Source organism: Tabrizicola sp. T46, assembly GCF_057219895.1.
In genome coordinates, this window is sequence record NZ_JBXVVV010000001.1 from 544,133 (window position 1) to 563,664 (window position 19,532).

Genomic DNA, 19,532 nt, shown 5'->3' on the forward strand with positions numbered 1-19,532 from the left:
GGCTTTCCCTCTATTCTCATCATCCTGGCCGATGGTCATTGGTGGAGCAGAGGGGGATCGAACCCCTGACCTTATCATTGCGAACGATACGCTCTCCCAACTGAGCTACTGCCCCAACGACCCGGCGGCTGTCTCGCGTATCTCTGCGGCCTTGTCAAGCCGCAGGCCCGGGCGTCACCCGCGTACGGCCTGACGGGCGAAGGCGACGATTTCGGCGGCGGGGCGGGCTCCGGCCAGCCGGGCCACCTCGCGGCCCCCGCGATAGAGGATCAGCGCCGGGATGCCCCGGATGCCCGCCCGGGCCGAGACTTCCGGGTGCTCCTCGGTGTTCAGCTTCATGAACCGCACCTCAGGCGCCAGGGCTTGCGCCGCCTTCGCGAATTCGGGGGCCATCATCCGGCAGGGGCCGCACCAGGGCGCCCAATAGTCGACGACCACCGGCAGCCCGTCCCCCCGCGTGACCCGGTCATGGGTCGCGGCGTCAAGCGTGGCCACACGCCCGTCCGCCAGGGGGGCCCCGCAGACGCCGCATTTCGGATCGTCTGCCAGCCGAGATGCCGGCACCCGGTTGCCCTGCCCGCAGGCAGGACAGGTCAGTCTGATCGACTCTGTCTGTGCCATGATGCACCTTTTACCTTTTTAGGTCACAAGATGTGCACTCGATGTTCGCACTGCAAGGTGGCCCCTGCCTTCGGGTCAGAGGAAATCCTCTTCCTCGCCCGACACATCGATCCCCAGCGCCTCAAGCCCCGCCTCCAGGTTCTCGGCCAGGTGGGGCATGCCCATCAGGTAGTCTGCCGTTGGCGTTGTCGCCTCGGCGATGGCGGTGGCGACGGCTTCGTCGAAATCCTCGGGCTCGAAGGCACCGCGACCGACCCAGGCGATGGCGGTCAGCTGGGGCTTTTCGTCATCGTTCAGATCGTTGATGAAGGCATGGAGCTCGGCCGCGCCGACCTCGCCTTCGCGGGCGAGGAAGATCACCTGCACCACCTTCTGCGTGTCGATCTCGAGCATCCCGGTCCCCCTCCCGTCGCTGTCCTTGATCGTCGCGCATGCGGGACCCGCGCGCAAGCCTTCGCTCAGGCCAGAAGCCAGAAGGCCAGCCCGTGGACCACGGCCCCCGCCAGCGTCGCCCCGACGACCGAGCGGTTGCCAAGATAGACTGCGACGACAGCGATCGTGCCGGCCACCGTTGGCAGAAGCTTGGCTGGATCACTGGAGAGCAAGGGCAGGATCGAGGCCACGAAGAGCGTTCCGATCGCGGCAGGGCCGGTAGCAGAGAGGAACCGCTCCAGCCAGCCGCCCGGTGCCAGCCGGTCGGTCCGCGTCAGCGTCGGCAGGACGCGGAACACCCAGTTCGCTGCACCCGTGATCAGGGCCACCGCAAGAAGTTCGGCGTTCATCGCCGCACCAGCCTGGCAAGCGCACCGGCCAGCATTCCCAGAAGGATCCCGCTGGTCGCGTCCAGCGCAAGTGTCCCGGCCACGGTGGCAAGGGCAGCCACCGTGATGACCGGAAGCTGCCGGCGCGTCATGATCGACAGAAGGAGCGCCAGGAAAAGCGCCGGAAGCATGAAGCCAAGCCCCGCGCTGACTGCGGGCCAGCCGTCCAGCGCCCCGCCGCCCGCCACCGCCCCGACGGCCGTACCCGCAAGCCAGCTTGCATAGGCCCCGAGGCCCAGCCCGAACATGTAGCCTTCCGAAAACCGCTGTCCCCGCGCCAACGACCCCAGTGCCTGGCCAAAGACCTCGTCGGTCAGACCGAAGGCCCAGGCCCAGGCGTGCCGGGTGCTTGCCTCCCGCCCGGCAGCCTTCATCAGCGCCGGGCCGTAGAGGACATGCCGCAGGTTCATCGCGACGAGCGTGAAGGCCGAAACCAGGACCGGCGCACCCGAGGACAGAAGTGCCAGGGCCAGGAACTGCGACGCCCCCGCATAGATGATCAGTGAAAGGGCGAAGGCCTCGACCGCCGTGAACCCGGCCCGTGTCGCCGCCACCCCGAAGGAAAAGGCGATGGGAAAGTAGCCCAAGGCAATGGGCAGGCTGGCGGTCAGGCCTTGAAGGAACGGCGGGCGGCTTGTCATCCGGGCGAGCGGTAGCGCGGCGCGGCACCCCGGTCAATCCGATGGACCGACCGGGGCAGGACCCCGAAGCTACTCCGCCGCCTCGGCATAGGCTTCGACCGGCGGGCAGGTGCAGATCAGGTTCCGGTCGCCGTGCACGTTGTCGACCCGGCCGACCGGCGGCCAGTACTTGTCCACCCGGAACGATCCCGGCGGGAAGCAGCCCGTCTCGCGGGAGTATTTCCTGTCCCAGTCCCCCACCAGAGCCGCCACCGTGTGCGGGGCGTGGCGGAGGGGGCTGTCCTCGGCGCTGATCTCGCCCGCCTCGACCGACCGGATCTCGTCTCGGATCGAGAGGAGCGCGGTGATGAAACGGTCGATCTCGGCCTTGGTCTCGCTTTCCGTCGGTTCGACCATCAGCGTCCCGGCAACCGGCCAGGACATCGTCGGCGCGTGGAAGCCGTTGTCGATCAGGCGCTTGGCGATGTCGTCGACCGTGACGCCCGCCTCGGCGAAGGGGCGGGTATCCAGAATGCACTCATGCGCGACCCGGCCCTTGTTGCCCATGAAGAGGATCGGGTAATGCCCCGCCAGCCGCGCCGCGATGTAGTTCGCGTTCAGGATCGCGACCCGCGTCGCCTGCGTCAGGCCAGGCCCGCCCATCATCAGGCAATAGGCCCAGGAGATGAGAAGGATCGACGCGCTGCCATAGGGGGCTGCCGAGACTGCGCCGTCACCACCCGTCTCGGGATGCCCCGGCAGATGCGGCGCAAGATGCGCTTTCACGCCGATCGGCCCCATGCCCGGCCCGCCGCCGCCATGCGGGATGGCAAAGGTCTTGTGCAGGTTCAGGTGGCTGACATCGCCGCCGATTTCTCCCGGCTTCACAAGACCCACGAGGGCGTTCATGTTCGCCCCGTCGATATAGACCTGCCCGCCGTGGTCATGGGTGATCTGGCAGATGGTCCGCACGGTTTCCTCGAAGACGCCATGCGTCGAGGGGTAGGTGATCATGCAGGCCGCAAGCCGTGCCCCCGCCGCCTCGGCTTTCGCCCGGAAGTCCTCGACATCCACGTCGCCGTTCGGGGCGGATTTCACCACCACGACTTCCATCCCCGCCATCTGGGCCGAGGCCGGGTTGGTGCCATGGGCCGATGTCGGGATCAGGCAGACCTTCCGGTCATCGTCCCCCCGCGCCCGGTGATAGGCGAGGATCGTCAGAAGCCCCGCATATTCCCCTTGCGCGCCCGAGTTCGGTTGCATCGACATCGCGTCATAGCCGGTGATCTCGCAAAGCTTGGCTGTCAGGTCGGCAATCGCCTCGGCATAGCCCTGGGCTTGGTCACGCGGCGCGAAGGGGTGAAGGCTGCCGAATTCGGGCCAGGTGATCGGCATCATCTCGGCCGCCGCGTTCAGCTTCATCGTGCAGGAGCCAAGCGGGATCATCGCCCGGTCAAGGGCAAGGTCGCGGTCACTGAGGCGCCGCATGTAGCGCATCATCTCGGACTCGGCCCGGTTCATGTGGAAGACCGGATGGGTCAGGTAGTCCGATGTCCGCAGCATCTCTTCCGGGAAGCCCAGGGTTGCCCGGTGCGGCGGCACGCCGTCGATCCCGAAGGCGCGGAGGACCTTGATCAGGACGCGCTCATCGGTGGTCTCGTCCAGGCTGATCCCGACGCGGTCGAGGCCGATCTTGCGGAAGTTCAGCCCCTCGGCCCGTGCGGCGGCAAGAATGCCGGCCTGGCCGACGCCGACCTCGACCGTGATCGTGTCGAAGAAGGCCTTCGGGCTGACCTTCGCCCCTGCCGCCTTCAGGGCGCGCGCCAGCCGCTGGGTCAGGAAATGCACCCGCTCGGCAATCGCGCGGAGGCCCTTCGGCCCGTGGAAGACGGCGTAGAAACTGGCCATCACCGCCAGCAGCGCCTGCGCGGTGCAGACGTTGGAGGTCGCCTTCTCGCGCCGGATGTGCTGCTCGCGGGTCTGGAGCGAGAGGCGATAGGCCTTGCCGCCCTGCGCGTCGATGGAAACGCCGACGATCCGCCCCGGCATCTGCCGCTTGTGCGCGTCCTTGACCGCCATGAAGGCCGCATGCGGGCCGCCATAGCCCATCGGGACGCCGAAGCGCTGGGCCGAGCCGACAGCGATGTCCGCCCCCATGGCGCCCGGTTCCTTCAGCATGCAGAGCGCCAGAAGGTCCGTCGCCATGATCGCAATCGCACCCGCCGCATGGAGGCTGGCGATGCGCTGGGTGAAGTCGGTCACATGGCCGTAGCTGGAGGGATACTGGAAAATCGCACCGAAGACCTTGGCCGGGTCCAGCGCCCGCACGTCATCCTCGATGATCTCGATCCCTAGCGGCAGCGCCCGGGTGCGGATCACCGCGATGGTCTGCGGATGGCAGAAGCGGTCGACGAAGAAGGCCCGCGCCTTCGACTTTGCCACCCGCTCGGCCATCGTCATCGCCTCGGCCGCGGCCGTCGCCTCGTCCAGAAGGCTGGCATTCGCAACATCCAGTCCGGTCAGGTCGCAGACCATCGTCTGGAAGTTCAGAAGCGCCTCCAGCCGGCCTTGCGCGATCTCGGGCTGATAGGGGGTATAGGCCGTGTACCAGGCCGGGTTCTCCAGGATGTTCCGCTGGATCGCCGGGGGGGTCACGGTGCCGTAGTAGCCCTGCCCGATCAGGCTGGTCATCACCCGGTTCTTCGCGCCGACCTCCTTCATCCGGGCCAGTAGCTCATGCTCGGCGAGCGGTGCCCAGGGCAGCGGCTTCGCCTGGCGGATCGAGGGCGGCACGGTCTGGTCGATCAGCTCGTCCAGCGTGCGGACGCCGACGGCGGCCAGCATCTCGGCCATCTCCACCGGAGACGGCCCGATGTGGCGGCGATTGGCAAAGTCGTAGGGGTTGTAGTCCGTGGCGGTGAAGGTCATGGCGTTCCATCCTTTGCGAACGGGCCACGGGTTTTCGGCGAAAACCCGAAGCCCCGATTTCTCGCAGAAAAATCGTGCTCTTACCCGATCAGGTCCTGGTACTCGTCCTCGTCCATGAACTCGTCCAGGACGCCCAGGTCATCGACCTTCATCTTGAAGAACCAGGCCGCCCCGGTCGGGTCCTCGTTCACCAGCGCGGGATTGTCGACAAGCTTCTGGTTCACCGCGACGATCTCGCCGTCGATCGGGGCCAGGATGTCGGAGGCCGCCTTGACGCTTTCGATCACGCAGACCTCGTCGCCCTCGGCCACCATCGTGTCGATCTCGGGTAGTTCCACGAAGACCACATCGCCAAGCTGCGTCGCTGCATGTTCGGTGATCCCGACGGTGACGAGGTCACCATCGACGCGCAGCCATTCATGATCCTTGGTGTATTTCATCGTCTTGGCCTCTTAACGCTTGTAGCTGGTGGGATGGAAAGGCAGGTCCGACACGGTCACAGGCAGGCGCTTGCCGCGCACCTCGCCCATCAGAGTCGTGCCGAGTGTAGCATGCGCGCGGGCCACGTAACCCATCGCGATCGGGGCGTTCACCGATGGTCCGAACCCGCCCGAGGTTACCCGACCGACCGGCGTCCCATCTTCTGCGAAAAGCTCCACACCCTCGCGCATCGGCGCGCGGCCCTCTGGCCGCAGGCCGACGCGAAGGCGCTCCGGCCCCTCGGCCAGTTCGCGGAGGATCCGCGCAGCACCGGGGAAGCCACCTTTGCGCGCGCCACCGGCCTTGCGGGCCTTCTGGATCGCCCAGGTCAGGTTGGCCTCGACCGGGCTGGTCGTCGTGTCAATATCATGGCCGTAAAGGCAAAGCCCGGCCTCGAGGCGCAGGCTGTCACGCGCACCAAGGCCGATGGGTGCGACCCCCGGCTGCGCCAAAAGCTTCCGCGCGAAACCCTCGGCCTCTGCCTCGGGCACCGAGACCTCGAACCCGTCCTCCCCGGTATAGCCCGAGCGCGAGACCCAGATGTCGCCGATGATCCGGTGATCCATGAACCGCATCGCGGCCACGCCCGGCACAACGGCCTCCAAAGCCGCCTCTGCCCCCGGCCCCTGCAAGGCCAACAACGCGCGGTCGGTCACCGGCTCAACGGACACATCCGGCATCCCGGCGGTCATATGCGCGATGTCATCCGCCTTGCAGGCCGCGTTCACCACAACATAGAGATGATCGCCCCGGTTGGTGAACATCAGGTCATCCAGGATGCCGCCGGCGTCATTGGTGAAAAGGCCATAGCGCTGCCGACCCTCGGCCAGCCCCAGCACGTCGACCGGCATCAGCGCCTCGAAGGCCAGCTTCAGATCGTCCATCGTGCCCTTGGGCCGCAGGATCACCTGCCCCATGTGGCTCACGTCGAACAGCCCTGCCGCCGCGCGTGTGTGCAGGTGCTCCTTCAACACCCCGTCCGGGTATTGCACCGGCATCCGGTAGCCCGCGAAGGGCACCATCCTGCCACTCAGCGCGTCATGCAGGGCATCAAGCCCCAGACGCAAAAGGCCAGCATCCTCAAGGTCGGCCATCGCCGCCCCTCCCGCTTTTCGGCCGGAAAAATGACCGGCACCGTCCCGGCGGGCCAATCCCCGCCGCTCGATGCCCCCTCTGTCCCTGCGCCGGTTGGCGCGCCTGAGATCGTTATCCCTTCGGCGTCCCGCGAGATGCGGGAACTCTCCAGAGTCCAATGTCAGCTACGGTCCCTTGCGCCTGAGAGTTTACCGGGGCGGTTGCTCCTTCGGCACCGTCGGGTTCCGAGAAACCCGCCGGATTCTCCCGAACCTGACAGAGACTCCCTAACCCATCCGGTCAGCGTCGGGCAAGAGAATTCGGGATACGATGGTATGCAGCCCGCGCGAAGGGCGCGTCACGCCCGCCGCTCTCCCGGGCTTGCGACCGGGTCAGCCTCGGGTGCCGCAGGCGCGGCGGGTTCCGGCCGCGCGCCGCGCGGTGCAGGCACGGCAGGCGATGCAATCGCCATCAGCGCAAGCCAGATCGCCGCCAGCCCGAAGACCACCCCGCCCAGCGCCTGCCCGACAAGCACGCCCTGCGCCCCCCAGGTCCCGCCCAGCCATAGGGCCAGCGGGATCGTCCCCACCGTATGCCGCCCCCAGTTCACCACGGTCGACCAGAAGGGCCGGCCAAGGTTGTTGCAGACCGCGTTCGCCACGAAGATCGCGCCATTGAAGAACCACAGAAGCGCGAGCGGCCCGCAGAAAAGATAGACGAGGTCACGCGTCAGCCCTTCCGCCTTGAAGGCATCGGCGATCGGCGCGCGCAGCAGGAACAGGATTGCCGACACCAGAAGGATCACCAGCCCGGTGAAGATCAGACCATCCCAGAAGGCGCGGCGCACGCGCTCCATCCGCCCGGCCCCGAAGTTCTGCCCGATGACCGGCCCGATGGCGCCGGAAAGCGCGAAGATCACCCCGAAGGCTACCGGCGTCAGCCGCCCTGCGATCGCCATTCCCGCCACCGCCGCCTCGCCATAGGCCGAGGTTGCGCGGGTGATGAAGGCCTGCCCCACCGGGGTCGCCACCTGAGTCAGGATCGCCGGCACCGCAATCGCCCAAACCGGCCCCATGTCGGCGATCACCTGTCCCGGCGTCGGCCGGTCGAACCCGCCGTACCGCCGGACGATCGGTCGCAACGCCATCACCGCGATCACCACCCGTGCCGCGACCGAGGCGATGGCCGCCCCGGTCAGCTCCCAGCCAAGGCCGAAGATCAGGATCGGGTCCAGCACCGCCGTTGCCAGCGCCCCCCAGACCGTGATCATCATCGCCGACCTTGCGTCGCCATGGCTGCGCAGGATCGCACCCCCGATCATTCCGATCATCAGCAGGGGCTGTGACGGGATCACGATCTGCAGGAAATGCACCGCCAGCTCCGCCGTCTCGCCCGTGGCCCCCAGAAGCGCCACCAGCGGCCGCAGCACCACCCAGACCGCCGCCGCGAACAAGGACCCGAAGACCGCGCCCAGGACCATCCCCGTCGTCGCCCTTGCCCGGGCCGAGGCGGGATCCCGCGCCCCCAGCGCCCGCGCCACCAGCGCGCCGACAGCAATCGACATGCCGATCCCGAAACTGGTGGTGAAGAACAGGATCGCCCCGGCATAGCCGATCGCCGCCGCCAGCTCGGCCCGCCCCAGCATGGCGATGTAAAGCATGTTGATCAGGTCGACGACGAAGACCGCCATCAGACCGACCGACGAGGTCAGGGCCATGACCGAGACATGCCGGAAGAGGTTCCCCTCGACGAACTTCGCCTGCCCGCCCGGTCCCGCCACTCGCCCGGCCTCCGCTACCCGTCCTGACCCCGAAGGCTCATTCTTCGTCCACAAATATCCTCGGGGGGTCCGGGGGGCGAAGCGCCCCCGGGGCCAGCCAAGGGGCTCAGACCACCGGCACCTTGCGCAACAAGGGCATCACATCGGCCATCTCCGGCCCGGCATCGCGCCCCGTCAGCGCCCGGCGCAGCGGGCGGAACAGGTCCTTGCCCTTGCGGCCCGTCGCCTCCTTGACCGCAGCCGTCCATTCGCCCCAGGTCGCCGTTGTCCACGGCCGAGCCGGCAACAAGGCCAGCGCCTGCCGCACGAAGTCGCGGTCCGCCTCGTCCACCACCGGCTCCGCCCCGTCGCGGAACAGCGTCCACCAGTCCTTCAGGTCATCAAGGATGGTGATGTTGCCCTTGGCCACCGCCCAGAAGGCCTCGGCCTCTGCCTCCGGCACGCCCAGCGCGGCAATCCGGTCCTTCACCGCCGCAAAGGGCAGAGACTGCACATGGTGCCGCGTCAGCGGAAAGAGGTCCTCCGCATCGAACTTCGTCGGCGCGGCCCCGAAGGACCCCACGTCGAACCCCGCCACCAGCTCGTCCATGTTCGCGGCCAGTTCGACCGGCTTCGACGACCCCAGCCGCGCCATGAGGGACAATAGCGCCATCGGCTCCACCCCCCGCGCCCGAAGGTCGCGCAGGGACAGGACCCCAAGCCGCTTCGACAATTCCTCGCCCTGCGGCCCGGTCAGAAGCGAATGGTGCGCGAAGGTCGGCGGCGTGCCGCCCAAGGCCTTCATGATCTGGATCTGCGTCGCCGTGTTCGTCACATGGTCGGCGCCCCGCACGATGTGGGTCACCCCCATGTCCACGTCATCGACCGACGAGGCGAAGGTGTAAAGCACCTGCCCGTCCGCCTTGATCAGCACCGGGTCCGAGACGCTCGCGGCATCGATCGAGATCGGCCCGATGATCCCGTCCTGCCACTCGATCCGCTCCTGATCCAGCTTGAAGCGCCAGTAACCTTTCCGCCCCTCGGCGCGGTAGGCCTCTTTCTGCGCGTCGGTCAGCGCCAGCGCCGCGCGGTCGTAGACCGGGGGCTTCCCCATGTTCAGCTGCTTCTTCCGCTTCAGGTCCAGCTCGACCGGCGTCTCGAAACACTCGTAGAACCGCCCCGCCGCTTTAAGCTGCTCGGCGGCTTCAGCATAGCGCGCCATCCGCAAGGACTGCTGCTCGATCCGGTCATAGGTGATCCCCAGCCAGGCGAGATCCGCCTTCAGTCCGTCGATGTATTCCTGCTTCGACCGTTCCTGGTCGGTATCGTCCAGCCGCAGGATGAAGGTCCCGCCGTTCTGCCGCGCGATGAGGTAGTTCATCAGCGCGGTGCGCAGGTTCCCCACATGGATCCAGCCGGTGGGCGAGGGGGCGAAACGGGTGGTGACTGCGGACGTCGTGGACATGGGACAGGCTCCTTCAAGCGCCCTTCCCTGTCACAAGCCCCCGCATTTGTCCAGTTTGCGCCGCCAGTTCACCAAGCCGTGGCAACGCCGTCAGGTGGGGCTCGATGCCCCGCCAGACGGCACCCCGTTTCATGCTCAGACCGGATGCAGGTCGTAGCGCCCCGCCATGTCCGCCACCCCGGCCGCGATCAGCTCGGCCAGAACGCCTTCATCCACCCTGTCCAGCCGCTTGATGTACAGACAAGCCTTCCCCAACCGATGCGGACCAAGGCGTGACAGGATCGGCGCGAAATCCGCGTAGCCGGGCAGGATGTAGATCGACAGCTCCGCCTTCCGGGGCGAGAACCCGGTGACAAGGGATGTGCCGCCATGCCCGCTTTCGTAGCGATAGACGTAGCGGCCGTAGCCGACGATCGACGCCCCCCAAAGCCGGGGCTCCCATCCTGTCGCATGCGCGAAAAGGTCCAGCAGCCGCGTGGCCTCGTCCCGGCGTTCCGGGCTCTCAAGGCCCGCAAGAAACGCGGCGCGGTCAAGAGGTGCCGACGTTGTCTTCGCTTCCTTCGCCATCCCCGACCCCCGTTTTCGGGCAGCCTACCACGGAACCCCAGTTCCGGGATGCCCTTCCCCTCCGCCCCTCGGCTCCCTATCTCTCTCCCATGACCGATCCAGCGCCCGACAGCATCGCCCCCTCCCTCGCCCTGATCGAGCAGATGGCGCATGAGGCGATCTCTACCCTCCCGCCGCAGTTCCGCGAACCGGCGACCCATATCCGCCTTCGGGTCGAGGATTTCCCCGAGGACCAGACGGTCGAGGAGCTTGGCCTCGACGACCCCTTCGAGCTGACCGGGCTTTACGACGGCATCCCGCTGACCGAAAAGTCGCTCTCGGACCAGCAGACCCGGCCCGACGTGATCTGGCTTTACCGCCGCCCGATCCTCGACGAATGGGCCGAGCGGGGGAACGTCTCGATCCAGGAGCTTGTGTCCCATGTCCTGGTGCATGAACTCGCCCACCATTTCGGCTGGTCCGACGCCGAGATCGCTGCCATCGATCCCTGGTGGGAGTGATCCCTGACCGCCGGCGCACAGCGCCTGTGCAGGATGGCACGCCTCCTGACGCCTCTGTGATCTGACCTTGCCCCAAGCGGCCCTAGCTAGCCGGGCATCGTCACTCAACGCACAGGAGCATCCATGACACAGCTTTCCCGCCGTCAGGCCCTCGTCGCCGCCGCTGCCCTGCCTCTTTCCGCCACCTTCCTGCCCAAGGCAGCCCGGGCGACCGAAACCATGCTCGGCTCGGGCTTCGCGCCCTGGAACCGCTTCAAGCTTGGCAGCTTCGAAGTGACCACCCTCCTCGCCGGCACCCGGGCCAGCGAGAACCCTCAGGAAACCTTCGGCCTGAATGCCTCGCTCGAGGATTTCGCCGCCCTCTCCGCCGCGAACTTCATCCCGGCCGACCGGACCCAGAACTTCTTCACGCCGACCGTGGTGAACACCGGGGCCGAGATCGTGCTTTTCGACACCGGCCTTTCCGCCGAAGGCACGCTGGCCGCCCTGACCGCCGCCGGGATGACGGCCGACATTGTGGATGTCGTCGTCCTGACGCACATGCATGGCGACCATATCGGCGGTCTCATGGGTGCCGATGGCACTACGCCCACCTACCCGAACGCCCGCTACGTCACCGGCGCGGTTGAACACAACGCGGCGACCGAGGCCGCGGACGAAGGCTTCGTCAAGAACGTGGCCCCGCTGAATGACCGCATGACCTTCCTTGACGATGCCGGCAGTGTCGTCAGCGGCATCACCGCCGTGGCCGCCTTCGGCCATTCGCCGGGCCACATGGTCTACAACGTGGAATCGGGCGGCCAGCGCCTGATGATCACCGCCGACACCGCCAACCACTACGTCTGGTCGCTCCAGCGCCCGGACTGGGAGGTCCGCTTCGACCGCGACAAGGCCGCCGCCGCTGCAACCCGCAAGGCGATCTTCGGCCAGATCGCAGCCGACCGCATCCCCTTCATCGGCTACCACATGCCCTTCCCGGGCGTGGGCTTTGTCGAGGCGATGGATGGCGGCTTCCGCTATGTGCCGGCCAGCTACCAGCTGATGCTGAACGGCTGATCCGCCAAGACCTGACCCTGAGCGGGAGGCCCCGGCTTTCCGCTCAGGCCGCCGGTCGCGCCCAGCGGCAGGCCCCGGCACAGACCGGGACGCCCCGGCCAATCGCCGCCGCAATGATCCCCGGAACCCGCGCATCCGATCCCACAGGCGGCAGGATGCGCCCGGTGAACCCGGCCTCGGCCAGCGCCCGCGGGATGTCCTCACTGACGTGCCCGCCCTCCGCGGCGAAGAAGGGCAGGCAAACCCCGCCCCTTCCTTTCAGCGAAGAAAGCTGCGGCTCCTGGTCAATGAACCCCGCCGCAACCCCCGCCCCGGTCTGGGCGGCGATCCTTCCCGCCACGTGATGCGCAATATCCGACGGGGCCGCGGACTTGAACGACCCGTGCGCCGCAAGGATCACCTCGTCCGCCCCGGCCTCTGCGACGAGTGTCACGCACAGGTCATGCACGAGCGCATCACAGCCAAAGGGCTCCAGCACCTGCCAACCCTCGGCCCCGGCGTCTGCCAGATGATTCGGGATCTGCACCCGGGTGAACCAGCCGCCAGCCATGAACATCGGAAAGACCACCCCGCCGGGTCGCCCTGCCACCCCACGGGCAATCGAGCCCGCCTCGGCCAGCGTCGCCGCCGCCACGGTCCAGCCCGGCATCAGCGCCTGCACCTTTGCCGCCAGCGCCTCAAGCGCGGCCCCGGCAGGGCGCGGGTCGGATGGCTGGCCATGGGCCACGATCAGGGCATGTCGTGTCATACCCGCCAACCTGTCGCCCGTCGGGGCGCGGTCAAGCCCCCGCAGGCATCCGCCCGGCGATGTAGCGGGCGAAATCGTAGTTCGGCCGCTCCAGATGGCTCAGCGGCCCCGGGCTGGACAGACCCGCGCACAGCCCCTGATAGACCCGCTCCACGCAGCCCTTGTCCTCGACGTTCACGTCATCAAGCAGCGCCTTCAGCGCACCGAAATGCGCATCGGCGTCAGGGTCCTTGGCCCAATCCGCCGCCATGCCACCGCCGAACAGGACGCCAACCTTGCCCGGCCCCAGCGGCGTCAGGCTGAGATACCAGAAGTACCCCGGCGTCAGGGTGATCATCAGCGACGGGTAGATCGACAACAGCCAGGTGATCCGCCGCTGGTCACCCGTCAACCGCGTGTTCGACGGATGCGCCAGGGACAAGGGGATCGTGTCGTTCTTCATGATCCAGTGATAGTTGAACGCCTCCAGCCCCTCGGGGCAGGTCATCTGCATCAGGTCGACCGATCCGCCGATGGTGCCGTTGTGGCAGACCGGCAGGTGGTAGCTTTCCATGAAATTCTCGGCCAGCACCTTCCAGTTCGTGTCCCAGGTGAACTCTTCCCGGAACGCCTCGACGTAGGACCCCATGTCCAGGTAGCCGACCAGCGCCTCGACTTCGGCCAGCGCCTTTTCCGGCGGCGGCGCATCTGGGTTCAGCGTGACGAGGATCCAGCCCAGCCAGTTCTCTACCCGGACTGACGGCAGCCTGATGTCCTCCTTGCAGAAGGCCTCGTTCGCCGCCATCGCCGGCGCGCCACGAAGGCTGCCGTCAAGATTGTAGGTCCAGGCGTGATACGGACAGACGATCGACCGCACATTCCCCCGGCCTTCCAGAAGCGTGCTCATCCGGTGGCGGCAGACGTTCGACATGCCGCGCAACCCCCCGTCCCGGTCGCGCAGGATGATCACCGGCTCGCACGCGATCTCCATCGTCAGGTAATCGCCGGGGTTCGGCAGCGCATCCGCCCGGCCCGCGCAAAGCCAGTCCTTCGCGAAGATGTGCTTCTCTTCGGCCTCCGCGAAGTCGGGCGAGGTGTAGACCGATTTCGGCATTGCCCGCGCCTTCGTGAAGGGCTGGGCCACGTTGGCGCGGAGCTCGGCCAGCGCCGAAAGCGCGGGGGCGGTCAGGGCGGGATCATGACGGGTCATCGGCGGACCTTTCGGCTGGCGGGACAGGCCAAGCATGCGCCAAGCAGCGCCATCTGCAAACCATTATGCGACAGCCCCCGGGCCGGAATCGCCCTTACCTCGGAAAATGCGCCCGGATCGCCGCCGCGAATGCCTCGGCCAGGGCCGGGTTCGCCTCGGCATCATAATGGATGCCGTCGATGGGCGAGACCCTGACCACCGCGCCCGCATCGAGGAACGGCACGCCCACCCGTTCCGCCGCCGCCTTCACCTCTGCCGCCAGCGCCCGCGACTTCGCCGCCCCGCCTGCGAACATGCCCGCCAGGCACCCTGTCTCGACAATCGGCGGCGGCGCGACCAGCAGCACCTCCGGCGCCCCACCCGCAGGGCCGGCCCCCGAGGCGCGGATCACCCGGACCAGCCGCTCCAGCGCAAGGGCAATGTCCCCCGCATTGACCGAGAACCGCTCCTTCAGGTCATTCGTCCCCAGCATCAGCAGCACCACATCCACCGGCTTGTGGCTTTCCAGGATCGCCGGCAGCACCGTCAGCCCGTTGCGGTGCGCGCCCTCGATCGGGTCATCATGCACCGTCGTGCGCCCCGGATGCCCCTCGGCGATCACCTCCCACTCCGGCAGAAGCTTCGCCAGCCGCCCCGCCCAGCGCTCCTCCCGCCCGAAGCGGCCGTCAAAGCCAAGATGCGGCGCGGGCATCGTGCCGTGGGTGTTGCTGTCGCCGTACAAGAGAAGCGTGGGCATGCCGGGTCTCCCTTTGCTGTCGTCCGCACTCTGCGTCCCGCAACCGCACAAGGAAAGCCCCTTTTCCCATCCCGCGGAAATCCTGATTGACGTACCTCACGCCCGCGCCGATAGTCCGGGAAAGTGGAGGGGGACGTGCGACCGACCGTGAACGACATCGCGCGTGAGGCGGGGGTATCACTCGCCACGGTCGACCGGGTGCTGAACGCCCGGCCGGGTGTCCGGGAAAAGACCGTCCGCGCGGTGAACGACGCGATCGACCGGCTCGGCTATGTCCGCAACGTCGCCGCCGCCAACCTTGCCCGCCAGCGCCGCTACCGCTTTGTCTTCATCCTGCCAGATGTCGAATCCCAGTTCCTCCAGGGCCTCCAGCACGCCATCACCGACGCCGCCCGCGGCCCCCTTGCCGAAGCGACCGAGGTCGTCATCGCCACCGTTCCCCAGCGCGACCCCCATGCCATCGTCTCGGTCCTCGGCGGCCTGAACAGTCAGCCGATCGACGGCTGCGCGATCATGGCGCACGAAACCCCCGACGTGCGCGACCTCATCGCCCGGCTGAAGGCCGAAGGCACCGCCGTCGTCACTCTGATCACCGACCAGCCCCAGGCCCCGCGTGACCACTTCGTCGGCATCGACAACCGCGCCGCTGGGCGCACCGCTGGCGTCCTTCTGGGCCGTTTCGTGGGGCCAAGGCCCGGAAAAGTTGCTGTCGTCGTCAGTTCCATGCTTGCCCGTGACATGGTCGATCGCCGCCTCGGTTTTGACGAGGTGCTGGCCGAACGCTTCCCGCATCTCCAGTCGCTCCCCTCGCTCGAAGGCCATGACGACCGCGATCTGACCGCCCGGATCACGGCGGCCTGCCTTGCGGCACATGACGACGTGGTGGCGATCTATGTCGCCGGCGCCGGCACCCGGGGTGTGAATGAGGCCCTGCGCCGGGCCGGGCTCGCCGGGCGTGTGGTGGTCGTCGCGCATGAGTTGACCGCCCATACCCGCACCGGCCTCGAAGAAGGCAGCATCGACGCCGTCATCGCCCAGGACGTCGGCCATCTCGCCCGCTCGGCCCTCCGAGTCCTGAAGGCCAAGGCCGACCGCCTCGCCATCGACGCGGGCCAGGAACAGATTCGCATCACCATCCTCCTGCGCGAAAACCTGACCCCCGCCGTGGCCGAGGCAGCCCCCGACAAGGCCGCGCTGACCGCCTGACACCCCCGTCAAAGCGCTTTGATCCGGCGATTTTCAGATTTCTGAGGTACGCACCTCAAAAACGCTTTACAGCCCGCCCGCCCCGTGCCTATCGTCGGGTCAATTCAAGAAGGCCCGGCATCCGCACGGGTCCGCATGCAACACATCGGGAGGACTGCAATGAAACGGACGACCCTTGCCGCGTCTGCGGCACTTGCCCTGGTATGGGGTGCCCAGGCGAACGCCCAGGCGAATGAACTGACCCTCTGCTGGGCCGCCTGGGACCCGGCGAACGCGCTCGTCGAATTGTCGAAGGACTTCGAGGCGCAATCCGGCATCAAGATGAACTTCGAGTTCGTTCCATGGCCGAACTTCGCAGACCGGATGCTGAACGAACTCAACTCGGGCGGCCAGCTCTGCGACCTCCTGATCGGCGACAGCCAGTGGATCGGCGGCGGCGCCGAGAACGGGCATTACATCAAGCTGAACGATTTCTTCGCCGCCAACAACATCTCGATGGCCGACTTCATGCCCGCGGCCGTCTACGCCTATTCGACCTGGCCCAAGGGCACCGAGAACTTCTATGCCCTCCCGGCCATGGGCGACGCGAACGGCTGGTTCTATCGCAAGGACTGGTTCGCCCGCCCCGAGCTTCAGGCCGAGTTCCAGGAAAAGTATGGCCGCCCGCTGGGTGAACCCACGACCTGGACCGAACTCAAGGAAGTGGCCGAATTCTTCCAGAACCGCGAGATCGACGGCAAGACCGTCTACGGCGTCTCGATCTTCACCGAGCGTGGCTCGGAAGGGATCACGATGGGGGCCACCTCCGCGCTCTATCCCTTCGGCTTCAAGTACGAAATGACTCCCGGCAAGTATGACATGGAAGGTGCCGTGAACTCGCCCGAGGCGGTCGCGGGACTTGAGATGTACAAGGCGATCTACGACTGCTGCACCCCTCCGGGCTATGACAACGCCTACATGGAACAGTCGCTCGACGCCTTCAAATCCGGCCAGGTCGCGATGGCGATGAACTGGTTCGCCTTCTTCCCGGGCCTCTATGCCGACCCGAATACCGGCGGAGACAAGATCGACTTCTTCGTCAACCCGGGCCAGAACCAGCCGGCCTCCACCCTTGGCGGTCAGGGCATCTCGGTCGTCAGCTACTCGGACAACCAGGAAGGCGCGCTCCAATACATCAAGTGGTTCGCTGACCCGGAAGTGCAGAAGAAATGGTGGGCGTCGGGCGGCTACTCGGTGCACAACGCCGTGCTGAACGACCCCGGCTTCAAGGACAGCGCGCCCTTCGCTGCCGACTTCCTTGATGCGATGGCCAATGTCCAGGACTTCTGGCAGGAACCGGCCTATGCCTCGCTGCTCCTCGCGATGCAGGAACGGATCCACAACTACGTCGTCGCCGGCGAAGGCACCGCGAAAGAGGCCCTCGACGGCCTGATCGCCGACTGGACCGAAGTCTTCGAGGACGAAGGCAAACTGTGATCGCGCCCCGCGCGATCACACCCCGGGCCTGAGCCGGGGTCTCCGACAGCAGTAATCAGTCTCTCTCCCCTTCCGGGGGGAGAGAGCACGCAGGAGCGGCTGAACCGCCGCTTCATGCACCCCACGGGATTCCGCCATGCCAAACCCCATCGAAGCCGCCGCCCGGGCCACGCCCCTCCCCCTCGCGCGAAAGGTCCGCGGCCTCTCCGACCGGGCCATCGCCTGGATCTTCATCGCGCCGACGATCTTCCTCCTCCTCGCGATCAACATCTTCCCGCTGATCTGGACGGTGCGGCTCTCCTTCACCAACTACCGCGCCAACCGCCCGAACGAAGAGGTCGAATGGGTCGGCCTCCGGAACTACCAGCGTGTCCTCACGGACGAGGGCATCTGGCAGAACATGCAGACCACGGCCCATTTCCTGATCTGGACAATCGTCCTTCAGGTGGTGATCGGCTTCACGCTCGCCTGGCTCATCAACAAGAAGTTCAAGGGCAATGACCTGCTGACCACGCTCATCGTCCTGCCGATGATGCTGTCCCCTGCCGTGGTCGGCAACTTCTGGACCTTCCTCTACCAGCCGCAGATCGGCCTCGTGAACTACGCGGTCGAGCTTTTCACCGGCATCCCCGCCAACTCCTTCTCCATGCTCGGCCCCGGCGGTCTTGCCCCCTGGTCGATCATCATCGTCGACACCTGGATGTGGACGCCCTTCGTGATGCTGATCTGCCTCGCGGGCCTCCGAAGCATCCCCGACTACATCTACGAGGCCGCCGAGATCGACCGCGCCTCGAAATGGCGGCAGTTCTGGACGATCACCGTGCCGATGGTCCTTCCCTTCCTGATGCTCGCCGTCCTCTTCCGCGGGATCGAGAATTTCAAGATGTTCGACATGGTGACGCTCTTGACCGGCGGCGGCCCAGGGAACGAGACGCTTCTCACCTCGATCGACCTCAAGCGCGAGGCCTTCGAGAAATGGCGCACCGGCTATTCCTCGGCCTACGCGATCATCCTCTTCGTCACCGTCTTCGGCCTCGCCTCGATCTACGTGAAGGCCCTCAACAAGGTGAAGGAACGGTAGAATGAGCGCCTATTCCGTCACCGAACCCACGCGCACCTCGAAATGGGTCGCGGCCGCGCTGGTCACCCTCTACACGATCATCACCCTCCTGCCGCTCCTGTGGATCATATCCACCAGCTTCAAGTCGGGGCCGGATTCGATCTCCTACCCGCCGAAGGTGATCTTCGAACCCAGCCTCGAAGGCTACGTGAACCTCTTCACCACCCGCACCCGCATCGCCCAGGACGAATTCCAGGCGCTCCCCCCGCCCGACACCTGGTATGACGAGATCGTGCGCGACCAGGGCATGGTCATCGCCGGCCCCTCGCGCTTCGGCGAACGGTTCCTGAACTCGGTCATCATCGGCTTCGGCTCGACCTTCCTTTCGGTCTTCCTCGGCGTCCTTGCGGCCTATGCCTTCAGCCGCTTCCGCGTGCCCCTGAAGGACGACCTGATGTTCTTCATCCTCTCCACGCGGATGATGCCTCCCATCGCCGTCGCGATCCCGATCTACCTCATGTACCGCGAGCTTGGGCTTTCCGACACGCATCTCGGGATGATCCTGCTCTACACCGGGGTGAACATCTCGCTCGCCGTCTGGCTCCTGAAAGGCTTCATCGACGAGATTCCCCGTGAATACGAAGAGGCCGCCCTCATCGACGGCTACACCCGCTTTCAGGCCTTCCGGAAGGTCGTCCTGCCCCAGGCCGCGACCGGCATCGCCTCGACCGCGATCTTCTGCCTGATCTTCGCCTGGAACGAATACGCCTTTGCCGTCCTCCTAACCTCCGGCAACGCCCAGACCGCGCCGCCCTTCATCCCCACGATCATCGGCGTCGGCGGCCAGGACTGGCCCGCCGTGGCCGCCGGGGCGACGCTGTTCCTCCTGCCGGTGATGGTTTTCACCATCCTGCTCAGAAAGCACCTCCTGCGCGGGATCACCTTCGGAGCGGTCCGCAAATGACCCGATTTTTCTGCGAAAAATCCCGTACCGCCCCCGAGTTTTCGCAGAAAACTCGTTCCACGGGGGCCACCAGATGACCGCCTTCCTCAACGGCCTACTCCGCCTCCGCCGCGGTCCGTGGGAGATGCTCGCCACCATCCTCATCGCGCTTGGCGTCGTCATGCTGATGCAGCCCTTCTTCCTCTGGGCCTTCACCTACAGCTTCATCGTCACCCTCGTCGGCACGGTGATGTTCATCATTGTCTCGCATTTCCCGGAATAG

General features: G+C 66.6%; 20 protein-coding genes, 1 tRNA gene and 1 riboswitch. Of the genes, 7 read left to right on the plus strand and 14 right to left on the minus strand.

The window, feature by feature from the left end; translation table 11 throughout:
• Nucleotides 1-39 precede the first annotated feature (39 nt).
• The 11 genes from AC2D9V_RS02795 to AC2D9V_RS02845 form a co-directional block, all read right to left on the minus strand.
• Nucleotides 40-115, minus strand: a tRNA-Ala gene (locus AC2D9V_RS02795).
• Nucleotides 116-174: 59 nt separating this feature from the next.
• Complete coding sequence (gene trxC, locus AC2D9V_RS02800; protein WP_484712512.1) at nucleotides 175-621, minus strand: thioredoxin TrxC; 447 nt, start codon at nucleotides 619-621, stop codon at nucleotides 175-177.
• A gap of 75 nt (nucleotides 622-696) precedes the next feature.
• Entirely contained in the window at nucleotides 697-1,014 is a 318-nt protein-coding gene (locus AC2D9V_RS02805) for a DUF3775 domain-containing protein (RefSeq protein WP_484712513.1), read from the minus strand.
• Between the two features lie 65 nt (nucleotides 1,015-1,079).
• The gene (locus tag AC2D9V_RS02810; RefSeq protein ID WP_484712514.1) at nucleotides 1,080-1,403 is read right to left on the minus strand and encodes an AzlD domain-containing protein; all 324 of its coding nucleotides are present in this window, start codon (nucleotides 1,401-1,403) and stop codon (nucleotides 1,080-1,082) included.
• Nucleotides 1,400-2,083, minus strand: a complete 684-nt coding sequence (locus AC2D9V_RS02815; RefSeq protein WP_484712515.1) for an AzlC family ABC transporter permease — start codon at nucleotides 2,081-2,083, stop codon at nucleotides 1,400-1,402. The genes AC2D9V_RS02810 and AC2D9V_RS02815 overlap by 4 nt, the downstream gene beginning before the upstream one ends.
• Before the next feature lie 69 nt (nucleotides 2,084-2,152).
• Nucleotides 2,153-4,990, minus strand: a complete 2,838-nt coding sequence (gene gcvP / locus AC2D9V_RS02820; protein ID WP_484712516.1) for an aminomethyl-transferring glycine dehydrogenase — start codon at nucleotides 4,988-4,990, stop codon at nucleotides 2,153-2,155.
• An 80-nt stretch (nucleotides 4,991-5,070) separates the two neighbouring features.
• Nucleotides 5,071-5,430 carry a glycine cleavage system protein GcvH gene (gene gcvH, locus AC2D9V_RS02825; protein WP_484712517.1) on the minus strand — a complete coding sequence of 120 codons (360 nt, stop codon included), beginning with the start codon at nucleotides 5,428-5,430 and terminating at the stop codon, nucleotides 5,071-5,073.
• A 12-nt stretch (nucleotides 5,431-5,442) separates the two neighbouring features.
• A complete protein-coding gene (gcvT, locus tag AC2D9V_RS02830) occupies nucleotides 5,443-6,564 on the minus strand; it encodes a glycine cleavage system aminomethyltransferase GcvT (protein WP_484712518.1) in 1,122 nt (373 codons plus the stop codon).
• A 158-nt stretch (nucleotides 6,565-6,722) separates the two neighbouring features.
• Nucleotides 6,723-6,824, minus strand: a riboswitch (glycine riboswitch).
• Nucleotides 6,825-6,902: 78 nt separating this feature from the next.
• Nucleotides 6,903-8,261, minus strand: coding sequence for an MATE family efflux transporter (locus AC2D9V_RS02835; protein WP_484713392.1), 1,359 nt, complete (start codon nucleotides 8,259-8,261; stop codon nucleotides 6,903-6,905).
• Nucleotides 8,262-8,430: 169 nt separating this feature from the next.
• Complete coding sequence (gene gltX, locus AC2D9V_RS02840; protein ID WP_484712519.1) at nucleotides 8,431-9,768, minus strand: glutamate--tRNA ligase; 1,338 nt, start codon at nucleotides 9,766-9,768, stop codon at nucleotides 8,431-8,433.
• Between the two features lie 135 nt (nucleotides 9,769-9,903).
• Nucleotides 9,904-10,335 (minus strand): DUF1801 domain-containing protein, encoded by a 432-nt coding sequence (locus tag AC2D9V_RS02845; RefSeq protein ID WP_484712520.1) that lies wholly within the window; start codon nucleotides 10,333-10,335, stop codon nucleotides 9,904-9,906.
• Between the two features lie 89 nt (nucleotides 10,336-10,424).
• Between AC2D9V_RS02845 and AC2D9V_RS02850 the strand changes: the two genes are divergently transcribed.
• Nucleotides 10,425-10,835: a metallopeptidase family protein gene (locus AC2D9V_RS02850; protein ID WP_484712521.1), complete on the plus strand. Its 411-nt coding sequence runs from the start codon at nucleotides 10,425-10,427 to the stop codon at nucleotides 10,833-10,835.
• Nucleotides 10,836-10,958: 123 nt separating this feature from the next.
• Nucleotides 10,959-11,891: an MBL fold metallo-hydrolase gene (locus tag AC2D9V_RS02855; protein ID WP_484712522.1), complete on the plus strand. Its 933-nt coding sequence runs from the start codon at nucleotides 10,959-10,961 to the stop codon at nucleotides 11,889-11,891.
• A gap of 43 nt (nucleotides 11,892-11,934) precedes the next feature.
• Here AC2D9V_RS02855 and AC2D9V_RS02860 read toward each other — a convergent pair whose 3' ends face one another.
• From AC2D9V_RS02860 to AC2D9V_RS02870, 3 genes are all read right to left on the minus strand, one after another.
• Nucleotides 11,935-12,639, minus strand: coding sequence for a sirohydrochlorin chelatase (locus AC2D9V_RS02860; protein WP_484712523.1), 705 nt, complete (start codon nucleotides 12,637-12,639; stop codon nucleotides 11,935-11,937).
• A 31-nt stretch (nucleotides 12,640-12,670) separates the two neighbouring features.
• Entirely contained in the window at nucleotides 12,671-13,828 is a 1,158-nt protein-coding gene (locus tag AC2D9V_RS02865; protein WP_484712524.1) for an aromatic ring-hydroxylating oxygenase subunit alpha, read from the minus strand.
• A 94-nt stretch (nucleotides 13,829-13,922) separates the two neighbouring features.
• Nucleotides 13,923-14,564 (minus strand): GDSL-type esterase/lipase family protein, encoded by a 642-nt coding sequence (locus AC2D9V_RS02870; protein WP_484712525.1) that lies wholly within the window; start codon nucleotides 14,562-14,564, stop codon nucleotides 13,923-13,925.
• Between the two features lie 135 nt (nucleotides 14,565-14,699).
• Here AC2D9V_RS02870 and AC2D9V_RS02875 point away from each other — a divergent pair, with 135 nt between their 5' ends.
• The 5 genes from AC2D9V_RS02875 (at nucleotide 14,700) to AC2D9V_RS02895 (ending at nucleotide 19,532) form a co-directional block, all read left to right on the plus strand.
• Complete coding sequence (locus AC2D9V_RS02875) at nucleotides 14,700-15,770, plus strand: LacI family DNA-binding transcriptional regulator (protein WP_484712526.1); 1,071 nt, start codon at nucleotides 14,700-14,702, stop codon at nucleotides 15,768-15,770.
• Nucleotides 15,771-15,929: 159 nt separating this feature from the next.
• Nucleotides 15,930-17,246 carry an ABC transporter substrate-binding protein gene (locus tag AC2D9V_RS02880; protein ID WP_484712527.1) on the plus strand — a complete coding sequence of 439 codons (1,317 nt, stop codon included), beginning with the start codon at nucleotides 15,930-15,932 and terminating at the stop codon, nucleotides 17,244-17,246.
• 136 nt (nucleotides 17,247-17,382) lie between these two features.
• Nucleotides 17,383-18,327: a carbohydrate ABC transporter permease gene (locus tag AC2D9V_RS02885; RefSeq protein WP_484712528.1), complete on the plus strand. Its 945-nt coding sequence runs from the start codon at nucleotides 17,383-17,385 to the stop codon at nucleotides 18,325-18,327.
• Between the two features lies 1 nt (nucleotide 18,328).
• Nucleotides 18,329-19,270, plus strand: coding sequence for a carbohydrate ABC transporter permease (locus AC2D9V_RS02890; RefSeq protein WP_484712529.1), 942 nt, complete (start codon nucleotides 18,329-18,331; stop codon nucleotides 19,268-19,270).
• 73 nt (nucleotides 19,271-19,343) lie between these two features.
• Entirely contained in the window at nucleotides 19,344-19,532 is a 189-nt protein-coding gene (locus tag AC2D9V_RS02895) for a hypothetical protein (protein WP_484712530.1), read from the plus strand.